The 20,083-nt window shown below is 73.0% G+C and carries 21 protein-coding genes; 20 read left to right on the top strand and 1 reads right to left on the bottom strand.

Annotated elements, in window-relative coordinates:
* Positions 1-140: 140 nt before the first annotated feature.
* From pilM to QN157_12740, 4 genes are read left to right on the top strand one after another with little or no spacing between them, the layout of a single operon-like run.
* Positions 141-1,229, top strand: a complete 1,089-nt coding sequence (gene pilM, locus QN157_12755; protein MDR7556461.1) for a type IV pilus assembly protein PilM — start codon at positions 141-143, stop codon at positions 1,227-1,229.
* Entirely contained in the window at positions 1,226-1,789 is a 564-nt protein-coding gene (locus QN157_12750) for a PilN domain-containing protein (GenBank protein ID MDR7556460.1), read from the top strand. Before pilM ends, QN157_12750 begins: the two co-directional genes overlap by 4 nt.
* Positions 1,786-2,412, top strand: a complete 627-nt coding sequence (gene pilO / locus QN157_12745; GenBank protein ID MDR7556459.1) for a type 4a pilus biogenesis protein PilO — start codon at positions 1,786-1,788, stop codon at positions 2,410-2,412. Before QN157_12750 ends, pilO begins: the two co-directional genes overlap by 4 nt.
* A gap of 19 nt (positions 2,413-2,431) precedes the next feature.
* Entirely contained in the window at positions 2,432-3,442 is a 1,011-nt protein-coding gene (locus QN157_12740) for a GGDEF domain-containing protein (GenBank protein ID MDR7556458.1), read from the top strand.
* 46 nt (positions 3,443-3,488) lie between these two features.
* On the opposite strand, the gene QN157_12735 is transcribed toward QN157_12740, so the two are convergent.
* A complete protein-coding gene (locus tag QN157_12735) occupies positions 3,489-4,328 on the bottom strand; it encodes a hypothetical protein (protein ID MDR7556457.1) in 840 nt (279 codons plus the stop codon).
* A gap of 221 nt (positions 4,329-4,549) precedes the next feature.
* Here QN157_12735 and QN157_12730 point away from each other — a divergent pair, with 221 nt between their 5' ends.
* From QN157_12730 to QN157_12655, 16 genes are all read left to right on the top strand, one after another.
* Positions 4,550-5,311 carry a prepilin peptidase gene (locus tag QN157_12730; GenBank protein MDR7556456.1) on the top strand — a complete coding sequence of 254 codons (762 nt, stop codon included), beginning with the start codon at positions 4,550-4,552 and terminating at the stop codon, positions 5,309-5,311.
* 597 nt (positions 5,312-5,908) lie between these two features.
* Positions 5,909-6,283, top strand: a complete 375-nt coding sequence (locus QN157_12725; GenBank protein ID MDR7556455.1) for a hypothetical protein — start codon at positions 5,909-5,911, stop codon at positions 6,281-6,283.
* Positions 6,249-7,940 (top strand): AMIN domain-containing protein, encoded by a 1,692-nt coding sequence (locus tag QN157_12720; protein MDR7556454.1) that lies wholly within the window; start codon positions 6,249-6,251, stop codon positions 7,938-7,940. The genes QN157_12725 and QN157_12720 overlap by 35 nt, the downstream gene beginning before the upstream one ends.
* Before the next feature lie 28 nt (positions 7,941-7,968).
* Positions 7,969-8,469, top strand: a complete 501-nt coding sequence (locus tag QN157_12715; protein ID MDR7556453.1) for a hypothetical protein — start codon at positions 7,969-7,971, stop codon at positions 8,467-8,469.
* A gap of 304 nt (positions 8,470-8,773) precedes the next feature.
* The gene (locus QN157_12710) at positions 8,774-9,865 is read left to right on the top strand and encodes a Xaa-Pro peptidase family protein (protein MDR7556452.1); all 1,092 of its coding nucleotides are present in this window, start codon (positions 8,774-8,776) and stop codon (positions 9,863-9,865) included.
* Positions 9,862-10,422 carry an elongation factor P gene (gene efp, locus QN157_12705; protein MDR7556451.1) on the top strand — a complete coding sequence of 187 codons (561 nt, stop codon included), beginning with the start codon at positions 9,862-9,864 and terminating at the stop codon, positions 10,420-10,422. The genes QN157_12710 and efp overlap by 4 nt, the downstream gene beginning before the upstream one ends.
* 256 nt (positions 10,423-10,678) lie before the next feature.
* On the top strand, positions 10,679-11,119 hold the full coding sequence (nusB, locus tag QN157_12700; protein MDR7556450.1) for a transcription antitermination factor NusB: 441 nt from the start codon (positions 10,679-10,681) through the stop codon (positions 11,117-11,119).
* Entirely contained in the window at positions 11,119-11,418 is a 300-nt protein-coding gene (locus QN157_12695; GenBank protein ID MDR7556449.1) for an acylphosphatase, read from the top strand. Before nusB ends, QN157_12695 begins: the two co-directional genes overlap by 1 nt.
* A complete protein-coding gene (locus tag QN157_12690; GenBank protein MDR7556448.1) occupies positions 11,411-12,358 on the top strand; it encodes a polyprenyl synthetase family protein in 948 nt (315 codons plus the stop codon). The genes QN157_12695 and QN157_12690 overlap by 8 nt, the downstream gene beginning before the upstream one ends.
* A 79-nt stretch (positions 12,359-12,437) precedes the next feature.
* A complete protein-coding gene (locus tag QN157_12685; GenBank protein MDR7556447.1) occupies positions 12,438-13,364 on the top strand; it encodes a TlyA family RNA methyltransferase in 927 nt (308 codons plus the stop codon).
* Positions 13,361-14,227, top strand: coding sequence for an NAD(+)/NADH kinase (locus QN157_12680; protein ID MDR7556446.1), 867 nt, complete (start codon positions 13,361-13,363; stop codon positions 14,225-14,227). Before QN157_12685 ends, QN157_12680 begins: the two co-directional genes overlap by 4 nt.
* A 130-nt stretch (positions 14,228-14,357) precedes the next feature.
* The gene (locus tag QN157_12675; GenBank protein MDR7556445.1) at positions 14,358-15,989 is read left to right on the top strand and encodes a CTP synthase; all 1,632 of its coding nucleotides are present in this window, start codon (positions 14,358-14,360) and stop codon (positions 15,987-15,989) included.
* A 182-nt stretch (positions 15,990-16,171) separates the two neighbouring features.
* Positions 16,172-17,071 carry a branched-chain-amino-acid transaminase gene (ilvE, locus tag QN157_12670; GenBank protein MDR7556444.1) on the top strand — a complete coding sequence of 300 codons (900 nt, stop codon included), beginning with the start codon at positions 16,172-16,174 and terminating at the stop codon, positions 17,069-17,071.
* Between the two features lie 56 nt (positions 17,072-17,127).
* A complete protein-coding gene (locus tag QN157_12665; protein ID MDR7556443.1) occupies positions 17,128-17,757 on the top strand; it encodes an NUDIX hydrolase in 630 nt (209 codons plus the stop codon).
* On the top strand, positions 17,754-18,836 hold the full coding sequence (gene xerD, locus QN157_12660; GenBank protein ID MDR7556442.1) for a site-specific tyrosine recombinase XerD: 1,083 nt from the start codon (positions 17,754-17,756) through the stop codon (positions 18,834-18,836). The genes QN157_12665 and xerD overlap by 4 nt, the downstream gene beginning before the upstream one ends.
* Before the next feature lie 19 nt (positions 18,837-18,855).
* The gene (locus QN157_12655; protein MDR7556441.1) at positions 18,856-20,037 is read left to right on the top strand and encodes a phosphopentomutase; all 1,182 of its coding nucleotides are present in this window, start codon (positions 18,856-18,858) and stop codon (positions 20,035-20,037) included.
* The last annotated feature ends 46 nt before the right edge of the window (positions 20,038-20,083 follow it).

The following is a 20,083-nucleotide window of genomic DNA, read 5'->3' as shown; positions in this document are numbered from 1 at the left end:
AGTGGGGTGCGGTGCCCCGGCTCGGGCTGCTGGGTGGCAGGGGTTCGTGCTCCGGGTTGCGAAGGGATACAAGACGGGCAGGCGGGCTTGCCGGGGTCTCCTGCCGGACGACTCCACCCGAGGGGGTGAGGTAGACGCCGATGGGCCTCTTCTCGTCCGGCGCCCAGGGGCACGTGGGTATCGACGTGGGGAGCGATACCCTGAAGGTGGTGGAACTGCAGGGTACCTACCGATCAGGCTTTCGCGTGCTCCGGATGGACACCGCGCCGTGCCCGCCCGGTGTGATCCGCGACGGTGTCCCCATCGCCCCCGAGGAACTGGGAAGCCACGTCCGCGCGCTCCTGGACCGCGCCGGCATCAGGACCGACCGTGCTGTGATGGGCGTCGGAGGACAGGCCGTGACGGTGCGCGAGGTGCGCGTCCCGCCGATGACCCGGCAGGAGCTGACCGCCGCGGTGCGGTACGAGGCCGAGCGGTACCTCCCGTACAACATCCGCGAAGTCTACATGGACTACCAGGTGCTGGGTGAGGCCACCGAGGATGGACGGAAGATGCTCGACGTCCTGGTGGTCGCCGCACGCCAAGAGGTGGTCGACCACATCGTGGCCACCGCCGATGCCGCACGGGTACAGCTCAAGGTGCTCGACGTCGAGTCGTTCGCCCTGCTGCGGTCGGTGGTGCCTGGCGGCGGCCAGGACGGGCAGACCGTGGCCGTGGTGGATCTCGGGGCAGAGGCCTCCGACATCCTCATCACCGAGGGGGCGCGCCTGCGGTTCACCCGCAACATCCCCATCGGGGGCATGGCACTGGTGACAGCCATCCGCGAGGCCATGGACGTGGACGTGAGTACTGCCCGGACCCTGCTGGAGGAGAAGGGCGAGGTGCTCGAGGAGGGCGCCACGGCCGATCACACCGCCGAGCGCCTCCACGACGTGATCGCGCCCCACATCGGCGACCTCATCACCGAGATCCGCCGGTCGCTGGACTACTACCAGACCCGGTCGCGTACCGCCGTCATCAACCAGATCCTGCTGGCGGGCGGGCTGGCACGCCTGCGGCACCTGGACAGGGCCATCGCCAGCGAGCTTGGCATCGCCACGACGGTCGCCTCGCCGTTCGTCAACGTGAAGGTCAACCCCGCCGCGTTCCCGCCCGAGCGGCTGCAGGCCGTGGGCCCCACGATGGCGGTGGCCGTGGGCCTGGCGATGCGCGGAGGTGACGTCGCGTGATCCGCATCAACCTCCTTCCCCGCGCGCCCCGGCGACGGTTTCCGTTTCGCCAGCTGGTCGAGCTGGTGGTGCCGCTGGCCACGCTGGTCGTGGTCGTCATATGGGCACTGGCGCTCGGCGGACAGGTCCGCGACCGTCGTGCGCGCATCGCCGCCACCGAAGAGGAGATCGCCACGCTGCGGCCGACGATCCAGCGGGTCGAGGCCCTCGACCGACAGATCGCGGCGCTGAAGGTGAAGCAAGGGCTGCTGCAGGACCTGCTCAAGCAGCAGCTCCCCGCGGCCTCGGTGCTGAACGACGTCCGCCTCCTGATCCCGAGGGACGTCTGGCTGACGTCGTTGTCGGTGCCGGAGGAGGGCACGCTGACCATCGAGGGCATGGGGCTGTCGTACTACGCGGTGGCCCAGCTCATGGACAACCTGGGGATGGGGCCGCTGTTTCGCGCGGTCGACCTGACCGTGGTCCAGCTCGAGAGGGTAGGGACGCGGGAGGTCGTGCGGTTCCAGGTGAGCGCCCGCGTGCTGAAGCCGCAGGCGTCGGCCCAGGGGGTGCGCCAGTGAGAGGCCTGAGCGCGCGCGAGCGCATGCTCGTGGCTCTTGTCATCGCCGCCGTTATTGCGGCGGGGTTCTACCTGCTGGTCTACGTGCCGCAGACCGACGAGCTGGCCCGCCTGGACCGCGAGCTCGCGTCCAAGACGCAGGAGCTCGCGAGGCTGCAGACCCTGGCCGCCACGCGCGAGGCCAAGGAGCGCGAGTACGCGGCACTGGTGAACGAGATCCGCCTCGTCGAGATGCGGCTGCCGCCCGAGCGAGAGATCCCCAACCTGATCCGGGCGCTGCAGGACGTGGCCCGCGAGATCGGGATCAAGCTGACCCTGTTGCGGCCCGGGCCCACCCAGGCCCCGACCAATTCCGTGCAGCCGCCGGCGGGCACCCAGGCGGCGCCGGCGGGGCAGCGGCCGCCACAGGCGCAACCGCCGTACCAGCTCTTCCGCCTGGACCTGGGCTTCGAGGGGACCTACGGCGACCTGATCGCCTACATGGGCCGGCTGGAGAACTTCCCGCGGTTCATCGTACTGCGGCAGATCTCGCTGGCACCGACGCCCGAGCTGCCGCGCCTGCGGGTGACGCTCCAGGCCAACACGTTCGTGCTGCCGCGAGAGCAGCCGCCAGTTCAACCCTGAACCCGGGGGCGTCGCCCCGGTGCCGCGTCGGCTAGCCAGTCTGCTCGAGCGCGAGCAGGAACGGGTGGCCGCCGCGTGGGCAACGGCGCTTTCACGGCTGCGGCCGTCGGCGTTCGTCTACCGTCCGCTGGAGGAACTGCGGCGGCTGGGCCGTGCGTACCTCGCCGAGCTGGTGCTCTACCTCGATTCGGACGACCCTGCCGGTCTGCGCGACTTCATCCGCCGGGAGGCCGCGGTTCGACTGTCGATGGGGTTCGGCGCCTCTGAGATCGTCCAAGGGTTCGTGGTCTTTCGTGACCTGGCCCAGGACCTGTGCGGCCAGCTGGCCGAGCACGAGGCCGATCGGCACGCACTGGTGGAGCGGCTCACGCAGGCCACGGACTTCACCATCGTGGAGTTCGTGACGCACTACCAGCACCTGGCCGATCAGCGCGAGGCGGCGCACCTGAAGGAGATGGAGGAGCTGCAGCGGGCGCTGATCGATCAGGCGATCCAGGACGAGGCCACGGACCTGTTCACCGCGCGGTTCTTCGAAGAGCACCTGGCCCTGGAAGTGAAGCGCGCCGCCCGCTACCAGCGGCCTTTCGCGCTGCTCGTGCTCGACGTGGACGAGTTCGAGGCGCGGCACGCGCGGTACGGCCCGCATGTGGCGCAGGCCGTGCTGCGCGCGGTCGCCGAGGTCTTGCGCGACCTGACGCGGGAGCTGGACGTGAAGGCGCGCACCGACGAGACGGAGTTCAGCCTGGCGTTACCGGAGACCGGTGCCGAGGCGGCCTTCGTCGTCGCGGAGCGGGTACGCAGCCGTATCGCGGATCTGCCCCCGCCGGGACGAGAGGCCGCTGCCGATGCGCCGGGAGAGGAGCTGACCGTGTCCGTCGGGCTGGCCGTGTACCCGACGCACGGCGGGACCGGGCGGGACCTGCACCGGGCAGCGCGGCGCGCCCGGGACGAGGCGCGGCTGCTGGGAGGCAACGTGGTGGTGCAGGCGACAGCGGGGGCCGCCGGCGATGCGCCGGCGGCCCCCGCGTGAGACGTCGATGCGCGATGGGCGCCCTGGCGATGCCGCCGGGGCGGCGTCAGAGGCGAATGCGCTGCTGCTCCAGGAGCATGCGTGTGGCCTCGGTGTGGGTTAGCCACGTTCCGGTCTGCTGGTAGACGACGTACCGCAGGAACCCGACCACCGACATGTACTGGGTCTCCGGGGAGAACGGTCGCAGGTTCTCCACCCGCGGCATGACCACCAGGCCCAGGTCGATGTGCGTGGCCGTGGGCGCCGCGGCCGGCCGGGGCGATCCTGGCTGGAGCGCGGTGGTGGTCGGCTGCGGGGGACTCGCCCCCGGGCCGGGCCGCCCGGGTGAAGTGGCCGCCGGGGCGGACGCTGCCGGCACCGGCGCCGGTGCCGGGCCGGGCGTGGACGCCTGGGCGGGTACCGCGGTCGGCGGCGCCGCCTGGGTGCGTGGAGGGTAGACGATGATGATCGAGACGACCGCGCCGTCGAGACCGAAGGCGATCCCATGCTGATCGAACGCCATGCCCATCAGGCCCTCCACCACGGCGTCGGCGAACTGGTCGCCGAAGGCGCGCCGCACATCAGCGACCGTGGAGCCCGGAGCGATGCCCTCGGCCGTGCGCAGCAGGCTGTTGGTGGTCGACACCGCACGGACGACGCCATCGGTGGCATAGACGTTGAGCCCATACCGGGGGAACGCGTAGAGGGTGCCCTCACGCAGCGGTCGCGCCTCCCCGGGTTGCCCGAGCCGCGCCACGACCGCGGAGATCGAGCGTCCCAGGGCGACGCCGGCGATACTCTGTCCGGGAACGATCAGGACCGTCGGGCTGGCACCCTGTTGGGCCACGACCGGCCACGCCATCCCCAGGATGAAGGCCAGGAGGAGCAGCCAGGATCCCTGTCTCATGCCCGTCGCCTCCCGCATCTCGACGGCACTCCGGCTGCCGCGAGGTCACGTGTCGGTGCTATTCTGACCAGTGCCCCAATCTCCTCTGTCCAAGGCCCCCTGCGGGCAGCCGGTCGCGCCCCCTGGCCGCTGCCGGGCATCCTGCGCAGGCCTCGGGGGCTGCGAGCCCGTCGCTCGTCCGTGGCCGCGGGACGAACATGGGCGCGATGGAGGGCTGCGTGATGTCGGGGGGCTACGTGGCGTTGCTCGCGGTGCTCGGGGCGGTGCTGGGCAGTTTTGCCAACGTCCTGATCTATCGTCTGCCGCGCGATGAGTCGATCGTGACGCCGGGGTCGCGTTGCCCGACATGCGGTACGCCGATTCGCCCGTGGGACAACATCCCCATCCTCAGCTACGTGGTGCTGCGCGGACGGTGTCGCGCATGCGGCCGGCCGATCAGCCTCCGCTACCTCGTGGTCGAAGTGGTGATGGCGATCCTGACCGTGGCGGCGGGCTCGCGCGGCGCGCCGCCGTTTGCATGGCGCGAGGCCCTCGAGGTCGCCGGCGGGGTGCTGTTCGTGTTCCTCCTGGTGGTGATCACCTTCATCGACCTCGACCACCAGCTGATCCTCAACTGGCTGACCTATCCCGGCGTAGCCGCCGGGCTGCTCCTGGCCGTCGCGCTGGACCGGCTGGTGCCGGCGCTGGTGGCGGGCGGAGGGGCGGGTGCCCTGATCCTCCTCATCGTGGCGGCGAGCCGGGGCGGGATGGGCCTGGGGGACGCCAAGCTGGCGGTGCTCATCGGCGTGTTCCTGGCATCACCCGCGACCACTGCCGTGGCGCTGTTCCTTGCGTTCGTGGCCGGGGGCCTCGTAGGGATTGCGCTCCTGGCCCTGCGCATCCGCGGGCGCAAAGACCCCATTCCATTCGGGCCGTTCCTGGCGCTGGGGGCGCTGGGTGCGTTGTTCTGGGGTGAGGCGGTCGTGCGGTGGTACTGGCCGTAACGACCGGGTGCAGCAACAACAGGCGGTGCGCGTGCTGCCAGGGGAGTGGTCGCGTGGTAGTGCGGCCCTCCGCTCGCCTTGCCCTTTCCGGCCTCGCCCTGCCCCGGCGCGAGGGGAGCGGTCGTGTGGTGGTGCGTCCCCCCGGGAGTGAGCCCTGTTTCCTGTGGCGGCGACCACAGCGACCGGCCCCTCCCGGGCACCGTATGGGAGGCGCCACTGCAGGTCTAGCCGGCAGGAGTTCAGGGCAATCTGTTGAACAGTCAGCGATCGCGGGGCCTTGCCGGGGCTCCAGCGGGGTCGGGGAACTGGACGAAACCGTGAGGGGGCCGTATGCGCAAGGCTGTCGCATACCTTCGGACGCATCCACTGGTGGCCGGCGCGCTGGCAATTGCGCTGGTCGTCGTGGCACTAGTGGTGTGGCCGCGGCAAGGACCGCCACCCTCAGCGGTTACGCCGGCGGTCAGCCCCACCCCAGCTCCACAGGTCGCTGCGCCGGCGCCGGAAGCAAGCCCGCAGCCCGCGCCAAGCCCAACGCCCAGCCCGACCCCTGCGGCGTTGCCAGGCGCCGGACGGCCAGATCCGTTCGCGCCCCTCGTCGTGGCGGAAGCGCCGCGGCCGGCTCCTGGGCCGGTGCCGCCGCCGGCACCGCTGCCGCCGCCGCTGTTTCCCGGACAGCAGATCCCGGGCCAGCCAGCGCCGACGCCGACGCCCACGCCGCCACCCAAGGAGGCCAGCACCGCGGAACTCGTGGGGCTCGTGAACGACTCGGTGTCCGTGGCCATCGTGCGGGTGGGCGGCCAGACGTACATCGTCTCGCCCGGGGACGTCATCAAGGACAAGATCCGCGTCACCGCGATCGATCCGGAACAACGCCTGGTGGTGTTGGAGGAAGACGGACAACGGTTCGAGCTGAGGATGGGTGAGGTGAGGGCACGGCATGTTGCCGCGACGACCGCGCTGGGCCACAACTAGCTTCGCCGCAGTAGCCTTCGTGCTGGTGCTTGCGCTGGTGCCCGCGGGCCCTGCGCGGCCCGAGGCCGCTGCCGTGCGCATCACGCAGGTCACCGTGAAGGTCTTCGGGGAGATGGTGCAGGTCGCCGTCATCGGCACCGGCCCGCTCACCTACCGGACCCTGCAGCTGGCGTCCCCGCCGCGGCTGGTCATCGACCTGCCGGGCGCGGTCGTCGACGCGGCGGTCCCTCCGGTGCTCGACGTGGACAGGGGCGCGGTCGAGCGGGTGCGGGTCGGGCAGTTCCAGGATCGGCCGCCGGTCGCCCGTATCGCCGTGGACCTGGCCGCCCCGCTCTCGTTCCGGCTGGCGACCGCCTCGCCCAACGTGCTGGTGGCGCAGTTCTCCCAGAGCGTGGCGGTGCGCGTGCCCGCCGCGCCCGCCGTGCCCGCGGCGGCTCCGGCGGCCCCGGCGCCCATCGCGCAGGCTCCCGGCAGCCCCTCGACGTCCGGCCCGGTGCCCGTGGCCCAGGTGACGCCGGCCCCGCCAGCACTCGCGCCGGGCCGCATCACCCTCGAGTTCCGCAACACCGAGCTGGCCGACGTGCTCAGCGCGCTCGCGCGGGTCTGCAACGTGAACATCGTCACCGACGCGTCGGTGCGCGGCGCGGTCACGGTTCGCCTGATCGACCTGTCGTGCGAGGAGGCCCTGCGGTTCATTCTCGAGGCGAACAACCTCGGCTTCCGGCGCATCGGCCGCAACCTGATCATCATGGCGGCCGACAGGCTGGCGCCACCGCCCGAGGCGCCCGAGACGATCACCTACCCCATCGGCTTCGGCGTGGCCAAGGACGTGGCCGACGCGATCCGCGCGGCGGTGCCGGGCATCCGCGTGACCTCCGATGCGCGGTCCAACGCTGTGGTCGTGGTGGGCACCCAGGCCCAGCACGAGGAGGTCCGGAAGATCCTGGCCGGGCTCGACGTGCAGCTGCCGCAGGTGATGATCGAGACCCGGGTCGTCGACATCAGCATGGAGACGCTGAACCAGCTCGGCCTGCGCTGGGGCCTGACGGGCGACCCGCCGGTCAACGTGATCCAGGTGCGGGGCACGTTCCCGGGGCTGGTGCGGGTCGGCTACGGCGACTTCACCATCAACGCCGCCCTGGAAGCCCTGGTCCGGGACGGCAAGGCCCGGGTGCTGACGGCGCCGCGGGTGGCGGTGGTGGACGGCAACGAGGCGTCGGTCAACCTCGGCGAGGAGCTGCCCATCCCCTCGGTGGACGCCACGGGGCGCGTGACGTTCACCTTCAAGCCGGTGGGCGTGATCCTGCGCATCACGCCCAAGGTGAACCGTGACGGGCTGGTGACCACCAAGGTCGAGCCCGAGATCTCGGCGGTGCGCGAGATCCTGCAGAACCAGGTCCCGCGCCTGACCAGCCGCAAGGCCTCGACCACGGTGACGGTCCGCAGCGGCGAGTCCATCGTGCTGGCGGGCCTGATCAGTTCCGAGGAACGGCGCACCACCGTCAAGGTGCCGATCCTGGGAGACATCCCGATCCTGGGCGCGTTGTTCCGGGTGTCCACGACCAGCCGAACCGACAACGAGGTGATCTTCGTCGTGACGCCGCAGATCCTGCCCGGGCCCGGGGCACCCACGCCGGCGCCCTCGCCGCGGCCCTGAGGTGGGGCAGGTGCGCACGAGGCGACGGATGGCGCGAGGCGACCGGCCTGCACCGGAGGTGGTGCGATCGCCCGGTGGCGGCACGCGGCGGCGCATGCTGTGGGGCCTGCTACCGGGGGTGCTGGTGCTCGTGATGGTGGGGACCGCCGCCGCCCAGGCGCTGCCGCCGTTCAACGCGGCGCGGCTGTACCTCACGGAGGCCGAGTTCGCCCGGGCGATCCAGCCCTACCAGCAGGCCATCGCCGCCAACCGACAGCACGCGCGGGCGCACTACTGGTTGGGCTACGCCTACGTCTACGCGTTCCGCCAGTGGCAACTCGGCGCGGCCTCGTATGCGGCGGGCTACGGCGAACGGGCCGTGGCGTCGCTGCAGGAGGCGATCCGGCTCGACGAGACGTTCGCTCCGGCCTACCTGGCGCTGCACGACGCCTACCGCCTGATGGGCCAGTTCGACAAGGCCAATGAGGTGCTGACCCAGATGATGGCCAAGGCCCGCCCGGGCTGGGCGCCGCGCATGCCCGTCTGGTAGGCGCGGCAGCGGCCGGACGTCAGGGGAGAGGGGCGGGACCACCCGCCCCTCTGTACGTACAGACATACCGTCATGACCTCGTCCGGCATGTCCCGCAGGATGCCCCCCACTATCCCGTAAGTCGGCGCACGACCGCGGCACCTGACCAGCGCGGCGGGCAGCAGGTTCGCACATCGAACCTGGGGAAACGCGCTGCGGGCGGTCGTTGAGGACCCCAGGCGTCTTTGGCCTTCGAGGCGCGTACCACGCTGACGGCCTGCGGGCGGTTGAAAGCGGCGACGGCCTCCAGTATCCTACGGGCTGTATGTCCGCAGTGCCTGTGGTCGTCGCCGATCGTCTGACCCGTCTGCGCACCTGGCTGGATGCCGCCGACGTCGATGTGGTCCTCGTCTCCAGCTGGGAGACCCTGGCCTACGTCTCCGGGTTCCGGGGGTCTGCTGGGCTCGGGCTCGTCTCCCGGGACCGGGTGTGTCTGGTCGTCGACTTCCGGTACGTGGAGCAGGCCGCAGCGCAGGCCCCGGGATGGGAGGTCGTGCGGGCACCGCAGACGCTGCTGGAGGGTGCGGCGGCCCTCGTGCGCGCCTGGGGAGCGCGGCGCGTCGGCGTGGAGGGTGAGCACCTGCCCGTGGCAGCGTTCCGGCGGCTGGCGGCCCTGGTGGACCCCGTCGCGCTGGTGCCGCTGGAGGGCCTGGACCGGCTGCGGTGGCAGAAGGATGCGGACGAGGTGGCCGCGATCCGGCGGGCCGCCGCCATCGCGGACGCCGCGTTCCTCGAGACGTTGCCGTTGCTGCGCGCGGGGACGACGGAACGGGAGGTGGCGGCCGCTCTCGAGTACGCCATGCGCCGGGGCGGCGCCGACGGCGTGGCGTTCGAGACCATCGTGGCCTCAGGTCCGCGCGCCGCGCTGCCGCACGCGCGGGCCAGCGACCGGCCCATCGGACGCGGGGAGTTCGTGATCGTCGACTTCGGCGCGGTGGTCGATGGCTACCACTCGGACTGCACGCGCACCGTGGTCACCGCCCCGGCTACTGCCCGGCACCGCGAGCTGTACGCGCTGGTGCTCGACGCCCTGGAGGCGGCGCTGGCGGCCCTGCGCCCCGGGATGACCGGCCGCGACGCGGACGCGGTGGCGCGCGAGCGGATCACACGGGCCGGCTACGGCGAGGCGTTCGGGCACGGGCTCGGCCACGGCGTGGGGCTGGCGGTGCACGAGGGGCCGCGGCTGTCGCCGCGCGAGGACGCCGTGCTGCCGCCCGGGGCGGTGGTGACCGTGGAGCCCGGGATCTACCTGGCGGGATGGGGCGGCTGCCGGATCGAAGACCTCGTGGTGCTGGCCGACGGCGCCGTCGAGGTGCTGACGCGAATCCCGAAGGCGCTGGTTGAGGTGGGAGCGTGATTTCGACCAACGACTTCCGTCCCGGGGTGGTGATCGCCCTGGAAGGCGAACTGTACGCCGTGCTCGCCTCGCAGCACGTGAAGCGTGGCCGGGGGAGCGCCTACGTGCGGGCCAAGATCCGCAACCTGAAGAGCGGGGCGATCATCGAGCGCACGTTCAACGCCGGCGAGCGCGTCCCCCAGGCGTACCTGGAGCGGCGCGACGCCGAGTACCTGTACCACCACGACGAGCAGTACGTCTTCATGGATCGCGAGACGTACGAGCAGCTGACGCTGGACGCTGCGCTGCTGGGCGAGGCCATCAAGTTCCTCAAGGACAACACGGTGGTCACGGTCGTCTACTACGAGCAGCGCCCCATCGCCGTGGAGCTGCCCAACACCGTGGACCTGCGGGTCGTCGAGACCGCGCCGGCGTTCCGCGGGGACACGGCCACGGGTGGCGCGAAGCCGGCTACCCTCGAGACCGGGGCGGTGGTGCAGGTACCGCTCTTCGTCGAGGTCGGCGACGTCGTCCGGGTGGACACGCGGTCGGGCGAGTACGTCGAGCGCGTGGGATGATGCCCCCGCGCACGCGCCGCGGCGAGGTCGCCGACGGCGCACCGGGGGTGGTGGCGCCATCGGTTCCCGCCGCCGCAGGGCGTTGGTACAATAGCGGCGTGCAGGGCCACCGACGACGGGTTGCCGCGTCGCCGATCGCGTGCCGGGTCGCCGGCCGACGGCGCGGTCCTCGTCCCGAGCCCGCCGCCGGGGGCTTGGACGGCGTGCGGACGGCGGGCGCGCGGCTGGGCCAGGCGGGCGGCCGCGTGGGGCGCGCATGAGGCGGCCCCCGCTGCGCGCGCGCCGGCGAAGGGCACGGGACGTCGCGCTGCAGGTGCTCTTCCAGCACGACGTGGGGCGGCTACCCATCGACGAGGCGTTGCGCAACGCCCGCGACCAGCATCCGGGAGCCGACTGGCCGTTCATCGAGCAGCTGGCCCGCGGGGTGGCGGCGCACACCGCCGACCTGGACGCGCTCCTGGCACCCTACCTCGAGGGCTGGACCATCGATCGGCTGGCCAGCGTCGACCGCACCATCTTGCGCATGGCGCTGTACGAGCTGCGCAGCCTGGCGACGCCGCCGGGCGTGGCGATCAGCGAGGCCGTGGAGCTCGCCAAGCGCTACGGGACCGAGGCCTCGGCGCCGTTCGTCAACGGCGTGCTGGGCGCCCTGGTGCGGGCGGGCGTGGCGGCCGCGGGCACGCCGCCAGAGCGGTGATGGACGCGGCGCCTGCGGGCCGGCCGGTGCGAGCGCACGTCTGGGTGCGCGGCCGGGTGCAGGGCGTCGGGTTCCGCTTCTTCGTGGTCCGTCACGCCCGCGAGCTGGGCCTCGCGGGGTGGGTCCGCAACCTCCCCGATGGGCGGGTCGAGCTGGTCGCCGAGGGGCCACAGGCCGCGGTCGAGACGTTGCTGCGCCTCGTCGAGCGGGGACCGGCCGGCGCAGTCGTCACCGGCGTGGAGACACGGTGGGAGCCGCCGACGGGCGCGCGCGGCTTTGGCATTGGCGCCGATGGGTGACCAGCCCTCGCCTTCTGGGGTGACGCTCGACCTGCAGGCCTACATGGCCAGTCGCGGCCGTCTGGTGGAGGATGCTCTGGCGGCCGCCCTCCCGCCCGAGACGGCACTCCCGACCCCGTTGCACGCCGCCATGCGCTACAGCGTCTTCGCGGGCGGGAAGCGGCTGCGGCCGTTGCTGGTCCTGGCCGCGTGTGAAGCGACGGGGGGACGCGTCGACGACGCCCTGCCGACCGCGTGCGCGGTCGAGTTGATCCACACCTACTCGCTCATCCACGACGACCTGCCCTCCATGGACGACTCGCTCTGGCGGCGCGGCCGGCCCACCTGCCACGTGGCGTTCGGGGAAGCGCTGGCGGTGCTTGCCGGCGACGCCCTGCACGCCCTGGCGTTCCAGCTGCTGGCGCGCAACGCCGAGCGCGTGGGGCCGGTGCGGGCGCTGCGCGTCATCGAGGAGATCGCCGAGGCGATCGGCACCCAGGGCATGGTCGGCGGGCAGGTGCTCGACCTCCTTGGCGAGGGACGTCCCGAGCTGGCCCGGTGGGCCGACTGGCCCGGGGATCGCCAGCGTGGGGTCTACGAGATCCACCGCTGGAAGACCGCCGCCCTCATCCGGGCATGTGTACGCGCCGGGGGGCTGCTGGCTGCCGCCAGCGCGCGCCAGCTGGAGGACCTGACCGCCTACGGCGAGCACCTGGGGCTGGCGTTCCAGGTGGTCGACGACATCCTCGACGAGGCCGGTGAGGCCTCCCGGCTGGGCAAGGACACCCGGACCGATGCGGCGAGGGCGAAGCTCACCTTCCCGGCGGCGTTCGGCGTGGAGCGCTCGCGTGCGATCGCGCGCGAGGAAACCGCCCGGGCGGTGGCGGCCCTGGCCGGGTGGGGGCCGGCGGCGCGTCTGCTGACCGACCTCGCCCTCGTCCTGTTGGAGCGTGAGGCGTGACGGGCGATCCGCCGCGGCGACCGCGCACTGTGGAGGGGCTCGCCCGCATCCCGTTGGACTTGTTGGAGCCCGTGGCGTGATGGCATGCGCGCAGACCGCGAGGGGCACCGGGCCGGCTGCGGTGGCCGCAGTCCGACGCGCAGCGGACGAGGCTGCGGCGGCGACCGGGCAGCCCGCTGCGGCGGGCAGCCCGCGGCGACGCGAGCGGGTGCGGCTGGACGTCCTCGTGGTGGCCCGCGGGCTCGCCGCCAGCCGCCACCAGGCCGAGGCAGCGATCCGCGCCGGCGAGGTCTACGTGGACGGCCGGCGGATCGACAAGCCGGGGGCGCTGGTCGCGCCCACGGCGGTGCTCGAGCGCCGCGCCGGGGCGCAGTTCGTGAGCCGCGGCGGGGTCAAGCTGGCCGCCGCGCTGGACGCGTTCGGGATCGACGTGGCCGGCCGTGTGGCGATCGACGTGGGCGCGTCTACGGGCGGGTTCACCGACTGCCTGCTGCAGCGCGGCGCCCGGCGCGTGTACGCCGTCGACGTGGGCCGTGGGGTGTTGCACTGGCGCCTGCGCCAGGACCCGCGGGTCGTGGTGCTGGAGGGGCGGCACGCCGCGCGCCTGCGCCCCGACGACATCCCCGAGGCGGCCGACCTGGCCACCGTGGACGTCTCGTTCATCTCGGTGCTCAAGGTGCTGCCGGCGGTCAGCCGGCTCGTGCGGCCCGGTGGCCTGCTGGTGGTACTGGTGAAGCCGCAGTTCGAAGCCGGGCCGCGCGCCGCGCGCAAGGGCGTCGTGCGCAGTCCCACGGTGCACGCCCAGGTGCTGCGCGCCACGGCGGCTGGCATCCGGGCACTGGGGCTGTCGCCCGTGAGGGTCGTAGCCTCCCCGCTCGTGGGTCCGAAGGGCAACCGCGAGTTCTTTCTGCTGGTGCACAACGCCCCGGGTCAGGCCGCCGAGGATCTGGACGAGGAGATCGCGCGGGTGGTGGCGCCGCCGGCTGCGGGGGAGGCCGGGCGGTGACCCGGATCGGGCTGCTGGTCAACATGTCGCGCATGGCCGGCCAGCCCCACGGCGTCGACCGGCTTGCCCGGACGGTCGAGGCGCTGGAGCGCCGCGGCGCGCGCGTGCGGCTCAACGTCGACGGCGCGCACGCGGTGGGCCGGCCCGACCTGGGCGTGCCGGACGCCGCGCTGGTGGACGAGGGCGACCTCCTGGTGGTGCTGGGCGGCGACGGCACGATCCTCAGCGCCGCGCGGCTGGCGGCGGGGCGCGTACCCATCTTCGGCGTCAACCTGGGCGGCTTCGGGTTCCTGGCCGAAGCGCAGCTCACCGATCTGCCCGAGGCGGCCGAGGCCGTGCTGGGCGGCGCCTACGTGCTGGATGCGCGGGCGATGCTGGAGGCCGAACTCGTGGGGCGCGGAGGTGGGCAGCCGCGTCGGCTCGCGCTCAACGACGTGGTCGTGACCAAGACCGGCGTGGCCCGCATCGTGCGCGTGACGACCTGGGTGAACGGTGAACACCTGGCGACCTATCCGGCCGACGGCGTGATCGTGGCCACCCCGACGGGCTCCACCGCTTACTCGTTGTCGGCCGGCGGGCCGATCGTGCACCCGCAGGTCGACGTGGTGATCGTGACGCCCATCTGCCCGCACATGCTCACGGCGCGTCCCGTGGTGGTCTCGGGGGACGCCACCGTGACGGTCGAGCCGGTGGCCGGCGCGGAGGACGTGCGGGTGAGCGTCGACGGGCAGGAGAGCTTTCCGCTGGCCCCGGGCGACCGGGTCGTCGTGCGGCGGGCGGCGGTGCGCACGCGGCTGGTGCGGTTGCGGCCGCCAAGCTTCTACAGCATTTTGCGCACCAAGCTGGCGTGGGGCGAGCGATGAGCGTGGCAGCGCGTGGGCGGAGCGGGCCCGGCGGCGGGGGCCCCGGCGGTTCGTCGACGAGGGCGGCGGGGCCGGCTGCGGCGAACAGTTCCGGCGGGGTCCGGCGGAGCGCGTGCGAGGGGAGGGAACCGTGACCAAGTTCATCTTCGTGACCGGCGGTGTGGCCTCGGGGCTGGGGAAGGGGATCACGTCGGCCTCGCTCGGGCGGTTGCTGAAGGCGCGGGGCCTGAAGGTCACGCTGTTGAAGTTCGACCCCTACGTGAACGTGGACGCGGGCACCATGAACCCCCACCAGCACGGCGAGGTGTTCGTCACCGACGACGGCGCCGAGACCGACATGGACCTGGGCCACTACGAGCGCTTCATCGACGAGAACCTGGGTCGGGCCAACAACGTCACCACCGGCAAGATCTACGCGTCGGTGATCGCCCGCGAGCGTCGCGGCGAGTACCTGGGCGGGACGGTGCAGATCATCCCCCACGTGACCAACGAGATCAAGGACGAGATCCGCACCCTGGCCCGTACCAGCGGCGCCGACGTGGTCATCGTCGAGGTGGGCGGCACGGTGGGCGACATCGAGAGCCTGCCCTTCCTGGAGGCCATCCGCCAGTTCCGGCGGGCGGCGGGCGACGCGCACGTGATGTACGTGCACGTGTCGCTGGTGCCCTACCTGCGCGGCGCCGGCGAGCTGAAGACCAAGCCCACCCAGCACAGCGTCAAGGAGCTGCGCAGCATCGGCATCCAGCCCGACGTGATCGTGTGCCGCACCGAGCGGCCGTTGGGGCGGTCGGTGCGCGAGAAGATCGCCCTGTTCTGCGACGTGGAGCCCGAGGCGGTGATCCAGGCGCTGGACGCGGAGAGCATCTACGAGGTGCCCCTCATCCTGGAGGACGAGGGCCTGGGCCGCATCGTCACCCGGCGGCTGGGCCTCGACCACCTGCCTCCACCCGACCTGGCGGAGTGGCGGGAGATGGTACACCGGATCCGGCATCCCCAGACGCGGGTGCGCATCGCCATGGTGGGCAAGTACATGGGGGTCGAGGACTCGTACGTCAGCATCGTCGAGGCGCTGCGGCACGGCGGCATCGCCCACGGGTGCGCCGTCGAGATCACCAAGATCGACTCCGAGGAGATCGAGCAGTGGCCGCCGGCCCGGCTGGAGGCCGAGCTGACCCGCTACGACGGGGTGCTCGTCTGCCCGGGGTTCGGCGCCCGCGGCGTGGAGGGCAAGGTGCGGGCCATCCGCGTGGTGCGCGAGCAGGGGGTGCCGTTCCTGGGGATCTGCTACGGCATGCAGTGGGCGGTGGTGGAGTTCGCCCGGCACGTCTGCGGGCTGGAGGGCGCCAACTCCACCGAGGTGGACCCCGACACGCCCCATCCGGTGATCTCGCTGCTGGAAGAACAGCGCCGGGTGGTGGACAAGGGCGGCACGATGCGCCTGGGGCGGTACCCGTGCCGGCTCGTGCCCGGGTCGCTGGCCGCGGCGGCCTACGGGGCCGCCGAGGTGGGCGAACGCCACCGCCACCGCTACGAGGTGAACAACGCCTACCGGCCGATCCTGGAGCGCCACGGCCTGCGGGTCACGGGGATCTATCCCGACCAGGACCTGGTCGAGATCGTGGAGCTGCCGGGGCACCCCTGGTTCGTGGGGACGCAGTTCCACGGCGAGTACCGGTCACGGCCTACCCGGCCGCACCCGCTGTACCGGGCGTTCGTCCGGGCCGCGCTGGACCGCGCGGCGGTCTCGGCGGGGCGCGGGTAGCGGCGGGGCCGCACGGCGGCGCTGGATGCTGCCGACGGGGCCGCACGAGGCGGCGACGGCGTACCCGCGCCCGCGGTGGCCGTGTAGCCGCCGACGCTATCGCTCGTCGCTGTCCACGCGCGGGCCCGTGTCCTTGCGTGGCCTTCGACCGGGAGTGAGCGGACGGGCTGAGGAGGGAGCAGATGAGCACAGCGGTGTACGTCAACGGTCGGATCGTGTCCAAGGACCAAGCCGTGGTGTCGGTCTTCGACCACGGCTTCCTGTACGGCGACGGCGTGTTCGAAGGGATCCGCGTCTACGACGGCCGGATCTTCCGTCTGGAAGAGCACCTCGACCGCCTGTACGCCTCGGCCAAAGCGATCATGCTGGAGATCCCCCTGGACCGGGACGCGTTGCGGGCCGCGGTGCTCGAGACGGTCCGGGCCAGCGGGTTGCGGGACGCCTACATCCGCCCGGTGGTCAGCCGCGGGGTGGGCGACCTGGGGATCGACCCGCGCAAGTGCCCGCAGCCCACGGTGGTCATCATCGTGGATGCGATCCGCCTGTACCCGGCCGAGGCGTACGCCCGCGGCCTGCGCATGGTCACCGCCAGCGTCCGCCGGCCCGCGCCCGATGCGCTCAACGGCCGGATCAAGTCGCTCAACTACCTGAACAACATCCTGGCGCGCCTGGAGGCGAACCGCGCGGGGGTCGACGAAGCGCTCATGCTGACCGCCGACGGCTACGTCTGTGAGTGCAGCGCCGACAACGTGTTCATCGTCACCGGCGGGCAGGTGCAGACCCCGGCGGCGCACCTGGGGCTGCTGGCGGGCATCACGCGCGACGCGGTGCTGGACCTGGCCCGGGAGGCCGGCCTGCCCGCGGCCGAGGGCGTCTTCACCCTGCACGACGTCTACACCGCCGACGAGTGTTTCCTCACCGGGACGGGGGCGGAGATCGCGCCGGTCGTGGAGGTGGACGGGCGGCCGATCGGCGACGGCCGCCCGGGTCCCATCACCCGTCGCCTCACGCAGGCGTTCCGTGAGCTGGTGCGCCGCAGCGGCACGCCGGTCTACGCCGAGGAGGCGCCGGGGCGACGGTGACCGGGGGCGCAGCGCGGCCGTCTGGACCCGCAGGTCCTGGCAGCAGGGGGCAGGAGGTGGAGCGCAGCGAGGCCGGCGGCCACACCGGAGGGCACCGCGATCCCGCGGCCAGGAGCGACCTCGGCGCTGGAGACAGCGCCGAGCCCACGGTCGCCTCGCGTCTGGTGTTCCGGGGACGGGTGGTCGCGGTGCGCGTCGACGACGTGCGCCTGGGGAGCGGCCGCGTTGTCGTGCGCGAGGTGGTGGAGCACCCTGGCGCCACGGCCGTCGTGCCCGTGACGGGTGATGGCCATGTGCTCATGGTGCGCCAGTACCGCAAAGCGGTGGAGGCCTTCCTGCTAGAGATCCCCGCGGGCACGCTCGAGCCCGGCGAATCACCGGACCAGTGCGCCCAGCGCGAGCTGGCCGAGGAGGTCGGCATGCGGGCTGGCCGTCTGACGCCGCTGGCCACGTACTTCCCGTCGCCAGGGGTGTTGACCGAAGCCATCACGGTGTACCTGGCAGAAGACCTCCATCCCCACGTGCTGGCGGCCGACCCGGGCGAGGAAGGGCTGGAGGTCGAACGGGTCCCCCTGGACCGCGTGCCAGCCCTGATCGCGTCGGGAGGGATCCGCGACGGGAAGTCGCTGGTGGGGCTGCTGCTGGCCCTGCGCGCGCTGGGCGCTGCCAGGACGGAGGGCCCGTGAGCGCACGGGAACGCCGGACACCGGGGGCAGCGCGCAGCAGCGCATCGGAGGGGTCGGCGTGGCGCGGAGGGACCGAGCCGGGCCGTGGTGTGGAGGGACGGCCGCAAGCCGCCGGGTCGCGTGCCGGCGCCACGCGCAGGGGGCCCGCGTTCCCTCCAGCGCTGGACGCGGCGCGTGACGCCTACCTGGCGTACGGGCTCACCGAACGGGGCCTGAGCCGGCGCACGATCGAGGCCTACGCGCGCGACCTGGACGACTTCATGGCGTTTGCGGCCCAGCAGGGCGCCCGGAGTCCGCAGGACCTGCGGCGGGCCACGCTGACCACGTACCTGCTGGCGGCGCGCCGGCGCGGGCTCGCGCCGAGCACGGTCGCGCGGCGGCTGGCGGCCGTGCGGGGGTGGACGGCGTTCCTGCTCCGTGAGGGCATCATCGCCGACGACCCCGCCCTCGACGTGACACCGGCGCGCCGACCGCGGCGGCTGCCCGACGTGCTGACGGTCGACGAGGTCGAACGCCTGCTGGCCCAGCCGCGGGGCGAGGATCCGCTGGCCGTGCGCGACCGGGCGATGCTCGAGCTGCTGTATGCGGCCGGGCTGCGGGTGAGCGAGCTCGTGGGGCTGGACGTGGCCGACGTGCACCTCGACCAGGAGTACGTGCGGTGCCTGGGCAAGGGCGGGCGGGAGCGCGTGGTGCCCATCGGCAGCGCGGCGGTGCGCGCGCTGCGGCAGTACCTGCGCGGGGCGCGGCCGCGCCTGGCGCGCGGCCGCGCCCCGGCGGCGCTCTTCCTCAATGCCCGCGGGGGCCGCCTCTCGCGACAGCGCGTGTGGATGCTGCTGCGGGCCTACGCGGCGGCGGCCGGGCTGCGCCGGCGGCTGGGCCCGCACACGCTGCGCCACTCGTTCGCGACGCACCTGCTCGAAGGCGGCGCGGACCTCCGCGCGGTGCAGGAACTGCTGGGGCACGCCAGCGTGGCCACCACGCAGATGTACACGCACCTGGCGCGCGGGCACCTGCGCGAGGTCTACCGGCGTGCGCACCCGCGGGATCGGATGCGCCTGCCGGCGCCGCGGGCTGGCTGATCCGGGCAGGGACGCGGGCATGCGCGTGGTCCTGCTGGTGCTCGATGGGCTCGGCTGCGGCGGCGCCCCCGACGCCGCAGCCTACGGCGACGAGGGGAGCCACACGCTGGCCAACACGGCCCGCGCGGTGGGCGGGTTGCGCCTACCGGTGCTGGAGCGGCTGGGGTTGGGCGTGGTCGACGCCATTCCCGGCGTACGGCCGGTGGAGGCGCACCAGGCCGCCGTGGGGCTCATGGTGGAGCAGGCCGCGGGGAAGGACTCGACCTCCGGCCACTGGGAGCTGGCCGGGCTGATCGTCGACCGCCCGTTCCCCACCTACCCGCAGGGTTTTCCCCCGGAGGTCATCGCCGCGGTGGAAGCGGCCATCGGGCGGCCGGTGCTGGGCAACGAGGTCGCCTCGGGCACCGAGATCATCGCACGCCTTGGGCCCGAGCACCTGCGCACGGGATATCCCATCGTGTACACGTCCGCCGACAGCGTCTTCCAGATCGCCGCGCACGAGGCGGTCGTGCCCGTAGAGCAGCTCTACGCGTGGTGCGCCGCGGTGCGCGCGGTGCTGGTGGGCGCGCACGCCGTGAGCCGGGTGATCGCACGGCCGTTCGTCGGGTCACCGGGTGCCTTCGTGCGCACCCCGCGGCGACGCGACTTCTCGCTGGCGCCGGTGGGTCCCACGGTGCTGGACGCGCTCGCCGCCGCAGGCGTGCCCGTGGTGGGCGTGGGCAAGATCGACGACCTGTTCGCGGGGCGGGGTCTGGCGCGTGCCGTCCACACCCGCGACGACGACGAAGGCGTGACGCAGACGGTGGAGGCCGTCCGGGCGCTTGGGCACGGGCTGGTGTTCACCAACCTGATCGAGCTCGACCAGGTCTACGGCCACCGCAACGACCCCGCGGGCTGGGCGCGCCACCTGCAGCGCCTGGACGGCCGGCTGCTGGAGGTGCTGCAGGCGTGCGCGGACGACGGGCTCGTCATCATTACCGGCGACCACGGCAACGACCCCACGACGCCCAGCACCGACCACTCGCGCGAGCGCGTGCCGGTCCTGGTCTGGCGGGCAGGGCTGCCGCCCGGGCGGCGTCTGGGCGTGCGTGCGACGTTCGCCGACGTGGCGGCCACCGTGGCCGCGGCACTGGGCGTCACGTGGACCGGAGCAGGGACGTCCTTCTGGCCGCTGCTGGTCGCGCAGGAGGCGCGGGCGTGATCCCGCGGGCCCTACCCGGGTGCGCCGCGGCGTCCGCGCAGGGTGT

It is taken from the genome of Armatimonadota bacterium, from assembly GCA_031459855.1.
Lineage (GTDB): Bacteria > Sysuimicrobiota > Sysuimicrobiia > Sysuimicrobiales > Humicultoraceae > Fervidifonticultor > Fervidifonticultor primus.
This window is presented reverse-complemented; position numbering and strand designations above follow the sequence as displayed.

What these genes read in the sequence shown, in the direction of transcription:
- pilM (MDR7556461.1), top strand. Translation starts at nt 141, where the DNA reads ATGGGCCTCTTCTCGTCCGGCGCCCAGGGGCACGTGGGTATCGACGTG.
- QN157_12735 (MDR7556457.1), bottom strand. Translation starts at nt 4,328, where the DNA reads ATGAGACAGGGATCCTGGCTGCTCCTCCTGGCCTTCATCCTGGGGATG.
- QN157_12730 (MDR7556456.1), top strand. Translation starts at nt 4,550, where the DNA reads ATGTCGGGGGGCTACGTGGCGTTGCTCGCGGTGCTCGGGGCGGTGCTG.
- QN157_12720 (MDR7556454.1), top strand. Translation starts at nt 6,249, where the DNA reads ATGTTGCCGCGACGACCGCGCTGGGCCACAACTAGCTTCGCCGCAGTA.
- QN157_12715 (MDR7556453.1), top strand. Translation starts at nt 7,969, where the DNA reads ATGGCGCGAGGCGACCGGCCTGCACCGGAGGTGGTGCGATCGCCCGGT.
- QN157_12710 (MDR7556452.1), top strand. Translation starts at nt 8,774, where the DNA reads ATGTCCGCAGTGCCTGTGGTCGTCGCCGATCGTCTGACCCGTCTGCGC.
- nusB (MDR7556450.1), top strand. Translation starts at nt 10,679, where the DNA reads ATGAGGCGGCCCCCGCTGCGCGCGCGCCGGCGAAGGGCACGGGACGTC.
- QN157_12695 (MDR7556449.1), top strand. Translation starts at nt 11,119, where the DNA reads ATGGACGCGGCGCCTGCGGGCCGGCCGGTGCGAGCGCACGTCTGGGTG.
- QN157_12690 (MDR7556448.1), top strand. Translation starts at nt 11,411, where the DNA reads ATGGGTGACCAGCCCTCGCCTTCTGGGGTGACGCTCGACCTGCAGGCC.
- QN157_12685 (MDR7556447.1), top strand. Translation starts at nt 12,438, where the DNA reads ATGGCATGCGCGCAGACCGCGAGGGGCACCGGGCCGGCTGCGGTGGCC.
- ilvE (MDR7556444.1), top strand. Translation starts at nt 16,172, where the DNA reads ATGAGCACAGCGGTGTACGTCAACGGTCGGATCGTGTCCAAGGACCAA.
- QN157_12655 (MDR7556441.1), top strand. Translation starts at nt 18,856, where the DNA reads ATGCGCGTGGTCCTGCTGGTGCTCGATGGGCTCGGCTGCGGCGGCGCC.